The 13,205-nt window shown below is 41.7% G+C and carries 13 protein-coding genes; 7 read left to right on the plus strand and 6 right to left on the minus strand.

Annotated elements, in window-relative coordinates:
- Positions 1-54: 54 nt before the first annotated feature.
- The 3 genes from rpmG to radC form a co-directional block, all read right to left on the minus strand.
- Entirely contained in the window at positions 55-228 is a 174-nt protein-coding gene (gene rpmG, locus A9267_RS17220; RefSeq protein ID WP_055025224.1) for a 50S ribosomal protein L33, read from the minus strand.
- Positions 229-234: 6 nt separating this feature from the next.
- Positions 235-471, minus strand: coding sequence for a 50S ribosomal protein L28 (gene rpmB, locus A9267_RS17225; protein ID WP_055025225.1), 237 nt, complete (start codon positions 469-471; stop codon positions 235-237).
- A gap of 122 nt (positions 472-593) precedes the next feature.
- A complete protein-coding gene (radC, locus tag A9267_RS17230; RefSeq protein ID WP_055025226.1) occupies positions 594-1,271 on the minus strand; it encodes a RadC family protein in 678 nt (225 codons plus the stop codon).
- 174 nt (positions 1,272-1,445) lie between these two features.
- Here radC and coaBC point away from each other — a divergent pair, with 174 nt between their 5' ends.
- The 4 genes from coaBC (at position 1,446) to folE (ending at position 4,652) form a co-directional block, all read left to right on the plus strand.
- Positions 1,446-2,639, plus strand: a complete 1,194-nt coding sequence (gene coaBC / locus A9267_RS17235; RefSeq protein WP_065110095.1) for a bifunctional phosphopantothenoylcysteine decarboxylase/phosphopantothenate--cysteine ligase CoaBC — start codon at positions 1,446-1,448, stop codon at positions 2,637-2,639.
- Positions 2,636-3,094, plus strand: a complete 459-nt coding sequence (dut, locus tag A9267_RS17240; RefSeq protein ID WP_055025228.1) for a dUTP diphosphatase — start codon at positions 2,636-2,638, stop codon at positions 3,092-3,094. The genes coaBC and dut overlap by 4 nt, the downstream gene beginning before the upstream one ends.
- A gap of 34 nt (positions 3,095-3,128) precedes the next feature.
- Positions 3,129-3,722 (plus strand): nucleoid occlusion factor SlmA, encoded by a 594-nt coding sequence (gene slmA, locus A9267_RS17245; RefSeq protein WP_055025229.1) that lies wholly within the window; start codon positions 3,129-3,131, stop codon positions 3,720-3,722.
- A 276-nt stretch (positions 3,723-3,998) separates the two neighbouring features.
- Positions 3,999-4,652: a GTP cyclohydrolase I FolE gene (folE, locus tag A9267_RS17250; RefSeq protein WP_055025231.1), complete on the plus strand. Its 654-nt coding sequence runs from the start codon at positions 3,999-4,001 to the stop codon at positions 4,650-4,652.
- 85 nt (positions 4,653-4,737) lie between these two features.
- Here the strand turns inward: folE and pyrE are convergent, their stop codons facing one another.
- Together pyrE and rph are read right to left on the minus strand one after the other, a co-directional pair.
- On the minus strand, positions 4,738-5,379 hold the full coding sequence (gene pyrE / locus A9267_RS17255; RefSeq protein ID WP_065110096.1) for an orotate phosphoribosyltransferase: 642 nt from the start codon (positions 5,377-5,379) through the stop codon (positions 4,738-4,740).
- Between the two features lie 106 nt (positions 5,380-5,485).
- Positions 5,486-6,199: a ribonuclease PH gene (rph, locus tag A9267_RS17260; RefSeq protein ID WP_065110097.1), complete on the minus strand. Its 714-nt coding sequence runs from the start codon at positions 6,197-6,199 to the stop codon at positions 5,486-5,488.
- A 225-nt stretch (positions 6,200-6,424) separates the two neighbouring features.
- On the opposite strand from rph, the gene A9267_RS17265 reads away from it, so the two are divergent.
- Entirely contained in the window at positions 6,425-7,453 is a 1,029-nt protein-coding gene (locus tag A9267_RS17265) for a 2-dehydropantoate 2-reductase (RefSeq protein WP_065110098.1), read from the plus strand.
- 82 nt (positions 7,454-7,535) lie between these two features.
- On the opposite strand, the gene lgt is transcribed toward A9267_RS17265, so the two are convergent.
- Positions 7,536-8,318, minus strand: coding sequence for a prolipoprotein diacylglyceryl transferase (gene lgt, locus A9267_RS17270; RefSeq protein ID WP_065110099.1), 783 nt, complete (start codon positions 8,316-8,318; stop codon positions 7,536-7,538).
- 304 nt (positions 8,319-8,622) lie between these two features.
- On the opposite strand from lgt, the gene A9267_RS17275 reads away from it, so the two are divergent.
- Together A9267_RS17275 and A9267_RS17280 are read left to right on the plus strand one after the other, a co-directional pair.
- Positions 8,623-9,486 (plus strand): YicC/YloC family endoribonuclease, encoded by an 864-nt coding sequence (locus A9267_RS17275; RefSeq protein WP_065110100.1) that lies wholly within the window; start codon positions 8,623-8,625, stop codon positions 9,484-9,486.
- Positions 9,487-9,907: 421 nt separating this feature from the next.
- Positions 9,908-13,081 (plus strand): DUF3427 domain-containing protein, encoded by a 3,174-nt coding sequence (locus tag A9267_RS17280; protein WP_065110101.1) that lies wholly within the window; start codon positions 9,908-9,910, stop codon positions 13,079-13,081.
- Positions 13,082-13,205 lie beyond the last annotated feature (124 nt).

The raw sequence follows: 13,205 nt of genomic DNA on the forward strand, positions 1-13,205 counted from the left end.
AAAAGGCCAAAAAAAAGCCCCTAAAAAGGGGCTTTTAAAAGGAGGAAAAATCAATTACTTGATTTTAGCTTCTTTGTAGATAACGTGCTGACGAATAACTGGATCAAATTTTTTGATTTCCATTTTTTCAGGCATGTTACGCTTATTTTTTTCAGTAGTGTAGAAGTGACCAGTTTTAGCACTAGATACTAATTTGATCTTCTCACGATTACCTTTAGATTTAGCCATTTTCTATTATACCTTCTCGCCGCGGGCACGAAGTTCTTTAACTACAACTTCAATACCTTTTTTATCGATGATACGGATACCTTTAGTAGATACACGTAGTTGCACGAAGCGTTTTTCTTCTTCTAACCAAAAACGGTGGTTTTGTAGGTTAGGTAAAAAACGACGACGAGTCGAATTTTTAGCGTGCGAACGGTTGTTACCAACCATCGGCTTCTTGCCAGTTACTTGGCATACTCTTGACATGTCAATCTTCTCCAAAAACAATTTTAAAACGCTCGAGCATTTATGTGCCTCGTGTGGCCGTCGCCCGAGGCACAAAGAGGGCGCATTTTATACACGATAACAAAACTAAGATCAAGTGTTGTTTAAAATATCCACCCACGTTCAGCAAAGGATATTATCTGCTGATCACCTACAACCATATGATCTAATAGAGAAACATCGATAGTAGAGAGGGCTTTTTTTAATCTGTCAGTAATTTGCCGATCTGCCTGACTTGGCTCTGCAATGCCAGACGGGTGATTATGACACACTATGACTGCCGCAGCCTTTTTCTCCAGCACCAACGCCACCACTTCACGTGGATATACTGATGCCGAATTAATCGTTCCGCGGAATAATTCTACAAACTGAATCACTCTATGTTGGCTATCCAACAATAATAATGCGAACACTTCATAGGATCGGTCTGCTAATTGTCTCATTAAATAGTCCCGAGTTAAATCAGGATTTATTAAAATTTGTCCTCGATGCATATTTTCTTGAAAAATTCGCTTCGAAATCTCCGATGCAGCCTGCATTTGAGCAAATTTTACCGGCCCAACACCTGCTAATTGACACACTTGAGACTGTGATGCTGAAAATAAAGCCCGTAATCCGCCAAATTCTGTGATCATTCCTCGAGCCAAATCCACTGCATTATGGCCTGCTAACCCATTTCGCAATAATACAGCCAATAATTCTGCATCTGATAAGTGCCCTGCACCATGATGAAGTAACTTATCTCGTGGGCCTTCTCCTTCTGGCCAATCTTTTATTGCCATAAACACTCCCTTGTTTATTGCTTAAATCAAATTCTGTCAATATTCCTGTTAGCTAACGCATCACTGCCAACATAACCATAGAGTATGGACGAAAATTTTAATTTCGGATCGTCACCATTTAGGTTGATTGTGATATTGTAGCGCCAATGAACTGGATAGCAGGATTGAGTAAACATGCTGACAAATAAAAAAGTCCTTTTGGGTATCGGTGGTGGCATAGCCGCGTATAAAAGTGCTGACTTAATTCGTCGCCTCAAAGAACGTGGCGCAGATGTTCGTGTGGTCATGAGCCAAAGCGCCATGGAATTTATCACCCCGTTAACCATTCAAGCTTTATCAGGTCACCCTGTTGCTTCTGACTTACTGGATCCCGCAGCTGAAGCTGCAATGGGGCATATTGAATTAGCTCGTTGGGCTGATGTAGTCATCGTAGCGCCAGCAACAGCAAACCTGATTGCCCGCATTAATGCTGGCATGGCAGATGAATTGCTAACGACCACTTGTTTAGCCACAGAAGCGCCAGTGATAGTGTGTCCAGCCATGAACCAGCAAATGTATCGTAATCAAGCCACTCAAGAAAACCTTGCCAATATTGCTCGCAAAGGCATCACAGTATGGGGGCCAGCGAGTGGCGACCAAGCCTGTGGCGAAGTGGGTCCTGGTCGGATGATGGAGCCGTTAGCCATTGCTGAGCAGCTCATCAATTTCTTTGGCCCTAAACCATTAGCTGGAGTCAAACTACTCCTTACAGCAGGCCCAACTCGAGAAGCGATTGACCCAGTGCGTTATATTTCTAACCATAGTTCAGGCAAAATGGGCTTCGCATTGGCCACAGCGGCGACACAGATGGGCGCTGAAGTCACCTTAGTGTCCGGGCCAGTCAATTTAGCGACCCCAAGTCATGTCAACCGTATTGATGTTGAATCAGCCCAAAACATGCTTGATGCTGTTATGGAGCATGTTGATGGTCAGGATATCTTTATAGGCTGTGCTGCTGTCGCAGATTACCGCATTGCTGAAGTAGCAGAATCAAAAATCAAAAAATCAGCTGAGAATATGCAGCTTGAGATGACCCGTAATCCAGACATTCTTGCCAATGTAGCCGCATTAAAAAATCGTCCTTTCACTGTAGGTTTTGCTGCTGAGACCGATAACGTAGAAGAATACGCCCGTGGCAAGCTTGAGCGAAAAAAGTTGGACTTAATTGCCGCAAACGACGTATCAATCGCTGGGCTTGGTTTTAATGCTGACGCCAATGCATTACATGTTTTTTGGAAGGACGGTAGTCAACAGCTGCCAGCAACCGATAAACTGACCTTAGCAAAACAATTACTTACTTTAATAGCAACAAAAATAAAAACATCATGAAGACACCTGTAGAATTAAAGTTACTCGACTCCCGCATAGGCAGCGAGTTTCCACTACCAAACTATGCCACACCAGGCAGTGCTGGTATGGACTTGCGCGCCATGATCGATACCACCATGGTCATTGAGCCAGGTAAAACAGTGTTAATCCCCACAGGGATTGCAGTACACGTTGCCGATCCAAGTCTTGCGGCAGTGATTTTGCCTCGCTCAGGTTTGGGGCATAAACACGGCATTGTGTTAGGTAACTTAGTCGGCTTAATTGACTCTGATTACCAAGGACCATTAATGGTGTCTTGCTGGAATCGTAGCGATGAGCCTTTTACATTAGAAATAGGTGATCGTTTAGCACAACTGGTGTTTGTTCCTGTTGTTCAAGCACAATTTACCTTAGTCGATGAGTTTGATACCTCAGATCGTGGTGAAGGCGGATTTGGTCACTCAGGTACCAAATAACCTTTACAAGTAGTCACAAGCCTAGGAATAACAAATGGCGGCTAGCCCAAAAATAAATCGTCGTGAGCACATTTTACAGTGTCTCGCGCACATGCTGGAAACCAGCCCTGGACAACGTATTACCACTGCTAAATTGGCAGCTGAAGTTGGTGTTTCTGAAGCGGCGCTTTATCGCCACTTCCCAAGTAAAGCAAGAATGTTTGAAGGCTTAATTGAGTTTATTGAAGACGCAATTTTGTCTCGTTTAAACCTGATTATGGATGAAGAGAAAGACACCATGAAACGCTGTGAATTAGTCTTACAGCTGTTACTGGTCTTCTCTGAGCGTAACCCAGGTATTTCACGGGTACTCAATGGCGATGCACTACTGGGCGAGAACGAGCGTCTACGCAGCCGCATCAGTGGTTTATTTGCCAAAATTGAAACCCAAATTAAGCAAATACTGCGTGAAAAAACCTTACGTGAAGGCCATGGCTTTAATTTAGATGAAGCCATTTTAGCTAACTTATTATTAGCTATCGCCGAAGGCAGAATTGCCCAATTTGTTCGTAGTGAATTTAAACAAAAACCTACCGAGCACTTTGATGAGCAATGGCAATTTGTTCAGCAGCAGTTGTTACGCAGCTAAATCAGCCTTCAAAGTAGAATAATGTAAACGCACTTCGGTGCGTTTTTTATTGGCTTTTATTCATTACAAAAATCATAAGCCAATAAAAAATAAGTCATATTTGCTCTAGCTCGAGCTATACCCGACTAAAAAGGTCGGCTTTTTTTATGTCAGTAATATTAATTTGCTTCAAATCACGTTATTATCCCCCTCCCTCGTGATACGGCATTTGCAGCAGTATCACGGTTCATAACATACACTCAGTAGTACGCATTACCCCTGTGGTTGGAGGATAAGATGGCATTAAGTGAAGCTGCAATAAAGGTCAAAACAGCACTGACTGAGCAAGGGTTAGAAACCCCGATGCTGCCGCAAACTCATACTCCAGAAGCGCGTAAAGAAAAAATTGAGCATCACATGAAAGAAGTGTTAACGCTAATGGCGTTAGACTTATCAGATGACAGCTTAATGGATACGCCTCGCCGCATTGCTAAAATGTATGTTGATGAGATTTTCTCAGGGCTTGATTATGAGAACTTCCCTAAAATCACTGTCATCGACAATAAGATGGGCGTTGATGAAATGGTTCGGGTGCAAGACATAAGCCTTACCAGCACTTGTGAGCATCACTTAGTGACCATTGATGGCTATGCCACTGTCGCCTATTTGCCTCGCACTAAAATTATCGGTTTATCAAAAATAAACCGCATCGTGCGCTTTTTTGCCCAGCGCCCACAAGTACAAGAAAGGCTGACCCAGCAAGTCTTAGTTGCACTGCAAACGCTGCTCGAAACTAAAGATGTGGCCGTTAAAATGGATGCAGTACATTACTGCGTTAAATCTCGCGGCGTGATGGACTCCACCAGTTCAACAACCACCACGGCATTAGGCGGGATTTTTAAATCAAACCCAGCAACCCGTGCTGAGTTTTTACACCAGTCTAAGTGTTAGTTAGCAATCATTAACCCTGCTCACAGCAAAACAAATACAAAAAAGCCAGACATCAAGTCTGGCTTTTGTTTTTAACGAAGATGGATTAAATACCGTATTGCTCACGGTAAGCGCTCACTGACGCTAACTCTTTTTCCATTCCTGGTTTTTCAGATAAGTAATTAATTAAATCACCTAGCTTAATAATAGATACGATAGCGCAGCCAAAGTCACGTTCAACTTCTTGAATCGCTGATAACTCACCCTTGCCTTTTTCTTGTCTATCAAGTGCGATTAACACACCTGCTAAGCTTGCATCGTGGGCTGCGATGATTTCCATCGACTCACGAATAGCTGTACCCGCTGTGATCACGTCATCCACTAGCATCACTTTACCTGCAAGCTCGCTACCCACTAATGAGCCACCTTCACCGTGATCTTTTTTCTCTTTACGGTTAAAGCAATAAGGCACATCTTTATCATGGTGATCGCAAAGCGCTACAACCGTCGTTGTCGCAATCGGGATACCTTTGTAAGCCGGACCAAACACTAAATCGTAATCGATACCAGAATCAACTAATGCAGCAGCATAAAAACGACCTAAACGCGCTAAATCACGACCTGTGTTAAATAAACCCGCATTGAAAAAGTAAGGGCTAGTACGGCCTGATTTTAAGGTGAACTCACCAAAGCGTAATACCTGACGCTCAAGAGCGAATTCAATAAACTCACGTTGATATGCTTTCACATTATCTCCTTAACACTGTTATCTGTTTTTATTTAATGATGACTAAGCCTAAATAAAGCTTAAAAAAAGGGGCTCTTATTAACAGAGCCCCTTAATCAAATACGTTTTAGCTTAATGCTGCTTTTTGCGTATCCACGATTTCGCGAATGCCGTGCTTCGCAAGCTCAAGTAAGCTTAATAACTCTTCGTGGCTGAACGGCTCACCTTCGGCAGTGCCTTGGATTTCAATCATCTTGCCAGTTTCATTCATCACAACGTTCATGTCGGTTTCAGCCGCGCTGTCTTCGATGTATTCTAAATCGCAGATTGGCTCACCTTTATAAATGCCAACACTAACAGCTGCAATTAAGAACTTAAGCGGGTTAGTTTTTAAAATGCCTTTACCACGCGCCCAGTTTAATGCATCTACTAATGCAACACATGCACCAGTAATTGCAGCGGTACGCGTACCACCGTCAGCTTGAATCACGTCACAATCGATAACAATCGTGTTTTCGCCTAACGCTTTCATATCAACAGCTGCACGTAATGAACGACCGATTAAGCGTTGGATTTCTTGAGTACGGCCTGATTGCTTGCCACGGGCAGCTTCACGTTGCATGCGGCTATGAGTTGAACGCGGTAACATACCGTATTCAGCGGTTACCCAACCTTGGCCTTGACCTTTAAGAAAGCGTGGTACGCCTTCTTCAAAGCTTGCGGTACACAAAACTTTAGTGTCACCAAATTCAACCAACACCGAACCTTCAGCGTGAGCTGTAAATTGACGAGTAATCGTAACTGGACGAGATTGTGCAGGTGTTCTGTCGCTTGGACGCATATGAATTTCCTATTGTGTGGAATCGATGACAAATTCTGTATCTAATTGCTACCTAGAAAAAGCAAAATCGATTTCTAGACAGTGTGCATCTATTTTCATGCACATTTGGCTGCACATTATAGTGACTTGTTTGCACGGATGCCACGCTAAACAAAACCCTTATTGGATTTTTATTAACAAAAAGGCACACTGGGTTAGAATTCGGTGCAAAGGTTAAGGGAAATAATGAACATTGCCATATTTGGAGCAGGCTCTACCGGCTGCTACCTCGCAGGCGAACTACTGATGGCAAAACTGAATGTGAGCCTCATCTGCCGCGAGCGAATTAAGCGCAGCATTATTGAAAACCAAGGTATCACTCTCACCAGTTACCAAGGTTTACATCAAACAGTGATGCCCACGGCGTTAATTACCGAACTAGCAACAAATCAAAATATTGACTCTAACAGCGATTTACAAAACGAAGTAAACCCAGCTCCACTATTTGACGTTATCTTTGTCACCTTAAAATGTCACCAGCTAGCAGCCATTACTGAGCAATTACTGCAAATAACGCACTCACAAAGCAGCATTATTTTTATGCAAAATGGCTTAGGCAGCTTAGATGAAATATTACCGCTCTTAACACATCGTCATGTCAGTCAAGGGATTACCCCATTTAACGTGCTGCAACAGTCAAATGCGACGTTTCATAAAGGCACAGAAGGCCAATTTACCTTTGACAGCACTCAACACACTAAAGCCATACAACAGGCAATGCGTAAAGCCCAACAAAGCGAATGCACCCTTGTTGATGATATGGCGCCTGTGATCCACGGGAAATTGCTACTTAATCTTAATAATGCACTCAACGCCATTACTGATGTGCCCATTAAAGAACAGCTTAGCCAGCGCCGTACCCGCAAACTACTCGGCCTTGCTATGAAAGAGTGGCTAACCGTATGCCAGCAAGCCAAGCTGCCGCTAGCGCAATTTACCAAAGTAAAACCCGCATGGTTGCCATTAATACTCTCAATGCCCGATTGGCTGTTTAATCTCATAGCTAAGCAAATGCTGGACATAGACCCTGAAGCCCGCTCATCGATGTGGGAAGATATTCAAGCCAAACGGCAAACTGAAATTGACTATCTCAATGGCGCTGTGGTCAAGCTAGGTCGACAAGTCAATGTCAGCACCCCTGTCAATGCCGCTATTTCCGCAGGCATCAAACAACTTGAACAGGGCCAGACTGTCGATATTGACACATTATTTTAAGCAGTCTTAATTAGAGCAAAAAAAGGCCGCGACTTTATCAAGTCACGGCCTGTTATCGATTCATACTAAACCTATCTCGCGTTTACTTTTGCTTTCTCACAAACGGTAATATCAGTAAGGCTACGCCTACCACTAAAAATGGAATACTCAATAACTGTCCTGCACTCATGGTCCATTCTGTAGCGTATGCAGCTTGCTTAACCTTGACCATTTCGATGGCCCAGCGGGCGCTGAACACACTGCACAAGAACAAGCCAAAAATCACGCCATGCTTTTCTTTTAAGTTAGTAAACTTGTACACAGCATAAAGCGCGATAAAGATAATTAAGTAGCTAATCGCTTCATATAACTGCGCAGGGTGACGCGGTAATAAATCCACACGCTCAAAAATAATGCCCCAAGGCTTAGTGGTCGGCAGACCTAAAATTTCTGAATTGGCAAAATTGGCCATACGCACAAAAAAGCCAAATATCGCGGTCGCAATCGCTAATCTGTCGAGCAAAAACAAAAACGGCATATCGGTTTTACGCTTGTAATAATACAGCGCTAGAATCGCCCCTAACCCGCCGCCATGGCTGGCTAAGCCGCCTTCCCAAATAGCTAAAATCTTCATAGGGTTGGCAAAGTAGTAACTTGGATCGTAAAAAAAGCAGTGTGCTAAACGTGCGCCAACAATAATCCCTATCACACAGTACATCAGTAGATTATCAAGCGATTCAACATCCAAACCTTCTTTTTTATACATGCGCTTCATTACCTGAAACCCGCTCGCAATGGCCAAGGCAAACAAGGCACCATACCAATGTACTTTAAGACCCATAAACGAAACTAACACAGGGTCGAGATTCCACACAAAATGGTCCAATTGACTACTCCAAAATAATAAAACAGCTAAACCTTTTAGGCACAAGCAGTAGATGTAGGCTTACTATAAACAATTCAATCGTGTAATTCGATGCTCATTGCTAACTACACGCTAAATACCAATAACAAGCAGCCATGAAAATCCATTCGATCGCACATATGTAGCCAATATGACCCAAAAAGACAGCGTAAGTTGCATATTAATGTAAAACCCACCCCATAAGCTTTTGTAAACTTTGACCTTCACTGTTAGCAGACTATAATCGACACCATACAATTGCCGCTAACTTAATCAGGGTTCAAACATGATCCAAAGTATGACCGCCTACGCTCGCATTGAGCACAAAGCTGAATGGGGCACAGCCTCTTGGGAACTCCGCTCAGTCAATCAACGTTACTTGGAAACCTACCTGCGTTTACCAGAACAAATGCGTAGCCTTGAACCCGTATTACGTGACCGCCTACGTAAACGTTTAAACCGCGGCAAAGTAGAAGTAAACCTACGTTACGAATTATCAGAGTCTGGCAGCAGTGAAATGCGCCTAAACCAAGACTTAGCCAAGCAGCTGTTAAACGCGACTGAATGGTTAAACAAAGAAGCGCCACACGGCCAAATTAACCTAGTGGATATACTACGCTGGCCTGGTGTTATGGCCGGTGCAGAGCAAGATATGGGTGAAATCAATAAAGATTTACTTAGTGCATTTGACGGCGCCGTTGCACAATTTATTGAAGCCCGTGGTCGTGAAGGTGAAGCTATCAACACTATGCTGCAAACTCGCCTAGACCAAATTGTTGAGCAAGTAGCAATCGTGCGTGAACACATGCCAGCCGTGATGCAATGGCAACGTGACAAGCTCACCAACCGCTTAGCCGAAATCACTGGCGAACTTGATCCAGCGCGTATGGAACAAGAAATGGTATTGCTTGCACAAAAAATGGATGTCGCAGAAGAAATGGATCGCCTTGATGCACACGTTGCAGAAACGCGTTTAATCCTTAAAAAAGGGGGCGCACAAGGCCGCCGTTTAGATTTCATGATGCAAGAGTTTAACCGTGAATCTAACACCCTAGCGTCTAAATCAATCAGCGCAGAAGTCACCGCCGCAGCGGTAGAGCTTAAAGTATTAATTGAGCAAATGCGTGAGCAGATCCAGAACGTAGAGTAATTGGTTTTCTTTGCATTCTGAAAATAAAAAACCAGCTAAGTGCTGGTTTTTTTTGTTAAGAAATAATCCCAAATGATAAGTTTTACACTGACCCAACTTATTTTCACTTATTTGATGACGTCATAACGACGTCAATCTTGAAAACGTTTAATTGAATCTATCAAATCAGCAAACCCAGCATCGGCTGGTTTTTGTGTTTCTGCCGTTCAGTGTTTAGGTAATCAATCTTCACACGCTATAACCGTTAAAATCACTTTTACACGCTATAGGCGGTAAGTTAGTATACTTTATCGCCTTACCTACCTTAAAACCCATTCAAACTGCTGTTTTTAAAAGATTACCTCAATATTATTCACATCATTCATCTTTACAGATATTTAAGCTATCCTGGCTGACAAATAGCAGATAACAATGAGCTTCCATGAATCAAGCAGGTATATACGAGCAACTCATCACCCAGTTGGTTGAGCACAACTTAGATCGTGATTCTTTTTATGTTGGTGAACGCGCATTGGAAGCCGCTGAAGCGGCCACATTCTTATCTCGATTTTTAACCCGCATTATTGAAATTGCTATGGATTCTGTTCCCAATAGCGATACTAGAGTTCATCAGCAGATCAATTTAGCTAATACAATCGTTCAGTGGATCAGTACTCATATTCACGATAAAGAATTAATTAACGAAAACTTAATCGATAGCCAAGGTAAAATACTTACCGCGCTATTTGATAAATCCAACCCCATTGCAGCTGATTTACCTAAACACGTAGAAACCATAATGCCAATAACAGGCCTTACGCAGAGTGAGTTATTTTGTGGCAGCAATGTGGGTGTTTCACTAGAAACTGAAATTAAAAGAGAAATCCTGTCATCTGATAAAATCTATTGGTTAGTTTCATTTATAAAGTGGGCAGGTATTCGAATATTTAAAAAAGAGCTAGAGTCTTTCACCCGCTGCGGCAAACAATTAAAAATTATTACCACTTCATATATGGGCGCCACTGATGCAAAAGCGGTTGAGTTTCTAGCATCACTCCCCAACACCGAAGTTAAACTTAGCTACAACACCAATCGTGAGCGCTTACATGCTAAATCCTATTTATTCATGCGTAACACAGGCTTTCATACAGGCTATATTGGTTCTTCTAACCTGTCTCATTCAGCGCTAACAAGCGGCTTAGAGTGGAACCTAAAAATCACCTCCCAAGAAATCCCACACATCATTGAAAAGTCGTTAAGTACTTTTGAAACCTATTGGGAATCACCTGATTTTGAAATCTTTGACGGTAACATTGAAAGCCGAAAAAAATTGCATGTAGCACTGCAAGCAGCAAAGGGAGAATTCAGTACCACAGCACCTAGTTTCTATTTTGATATTCAGCCTCACTCTCACCAGCAAACCATTCTGAATAAGTTAACAGTTGAACGAGAGCTACATGGCAGATACAGAAACTTAGTGGTTGCGGCGACCGGAACGGGAAAAACCATTATTTCAGCTTTTGATTTCGCGCGCTTTTATCAAAATAATCCCGAAGCCAAATTCTTATTTGTTGCCCATCGCGAAGAAATACTAAAACAAGCACAAGCGGCATATCGTGGTGTATTAAAAAATCGTGCCTTTGGTGAATTATGGGTAGGTAATCACAAACCAACACATTTTCAGCAGCTATTTGCCTCCATTCAAAGCCTAAATAATCAAATTGATAGCATAGCGTTGAGTGAAGATTACTTTGACTTCATCGTCATTGACGAAGTACATCATATTACTGCAAGCAGTTATCGAGCAGTATTACAGCATTTTACACCTCAAATTCTATTAGGCTTAACTGCAACACCGGAGCGCAATGACGGGGCAGATATTTTAACTGACTTTTGTAATGTTATTGCTGCCGAGATTCGCTTACCTGAGGCAATCAATCAAAGGCACTTATCGCCATTTCAATATTTTGCTATTGATGACGACACCGACTTAACACAAATATCTTGGTCAAAAGGTCGTTATGATATTGCCGAATTGACCCACCTCTATACTTATAACGATCAGCGCTTACAGCGGATATTGCAAAGCCTTTACGAGATAGTGACAGATATAACCCAAATGCGGGCGTTGGCATTTTGTGTTAGTAAAGCTCACGCAAAGTTTATGGCGCAAAAGTTTACCTTACATAATATTGCATGTGGCGTGTTAACTAGCGATAACAGTAACGACCGAGAAGTGTTGCAACAGCAGTTAAATTTAAAACAAATAAATGTCTTGTTTGTGGTTGATATCTTTAATGAAGGTGTTGATATCCCTGAGCTAGACACCTTGCTTTTTTTACGCCCGACTGAAAGTTTAACTATATTTTTGCAGCAACTGGGTCGTGGCTTACGATTAACTAATGATAAAGAATGCTGCACCATTTTAGACTTTGTAGGTAACTCACGACCTGAGTATGATTTTTCCCATAAATTTAGAGCATTAGTAGGTAAAACCCATCAGCCGATCGCTAAAGAAATAAAGCAAGGGTTTCCGCATCTACCTTTAGGCTGCCGCATTGAGTTGCAAGAAAAAACTCAATCAATGATCCTGAAAAATATTACCCAAGCGACCCTCAATAAAAATAAGCTTATTAGCTTAATCATCAATTACCAGCATGTTACCAACCTGCCCTTAACCTTGACTAATTTCTTGCATATCCACCCCAATATAAGCCTAGATGACATTTACAAAGTTAAACATGGCAAATTAGGAGGGTGGACTGTATTGCTGGCATTGAGTAAAGGAGAAGAAGTATCACCAGATCGCAAAACAATTTATGAAGCCTATTATCGTGCAATTAAGAATAGATTATTAAGCTGTTCATCTATTTCCTATTTACGCTTTGTAAAAGCGCTCTGTGAAAGCAACTTCCATAATCATTTAACAAGTGAGCGGCTTTTAGCACTAATGTGCCATTATGATTTTTGGGATAAAACAGGTAAAAACGCGGGCTTTAACACTCTTAAAGACAGCCTTCTAACCTTACAAGATCCAACCTTGCAAGATGAGTTAAGCCAAGTCATTTCTATTCTTATACAAAAACTTGGTATCAATGAGTTTTCTATGCCTGTAGTTGGCAACTCAATCGTCGATACATCACCTTTAAAAATGCATGTTCGTTACCCCAAAGAACATATTTTAGTGGCATTTGGTGACAGTACTTTCGATAAAAAATCATCGAGCAGAGAAGGGATTTTAGATTTACCAAATTCCAATATTGCGCTTTTATTTGTTACTTTGAATAAATGCGAGAAACAATTCACAGCAGCAACCATGTATCATGATTACGCTATCAGTCCATCATTATTTCACTGGCAAACACAAAATAACACAAGACCTAATACAGGCCGCGGACTAAGTTATATAAATCATAAAAAGAATGGTAAATCTTTTATTTTATTTGTTCGAGAACAGGCAAAAGACGAGTACGGAAAAACGGTTGGTTTTGTTAATTTTGGTCCAATTGAGTTTGTTAAATATGAAGGTAGTCAACCAATGAATATCACATGGAAATTAAAGCATCCTATGCCTGCTTATTTATGGCAAGAAACGGCTAAGCTCGCTATAGGCTAAATTAAAGTACTAACCAAATAAATCTGAAAGTAGTCCTGTTTTACATAATGGAACTAATCATTTAATTTAACAGAAAAATATTTATTTTTGTCAACCGAACACCCCATTTAACGGAAAGGACTTC

The organism is Shewanella sp. UCD-FRSSP16_17 (genome assembly GCF_001675935.1).
Taxonomy (GTDB): domain Bacteria; phylum Pseudomonadota; class Gammaproteobacteria; order Enterobacterales; family Shewanellaceae; genus Shewanella; species Shewanella japonica.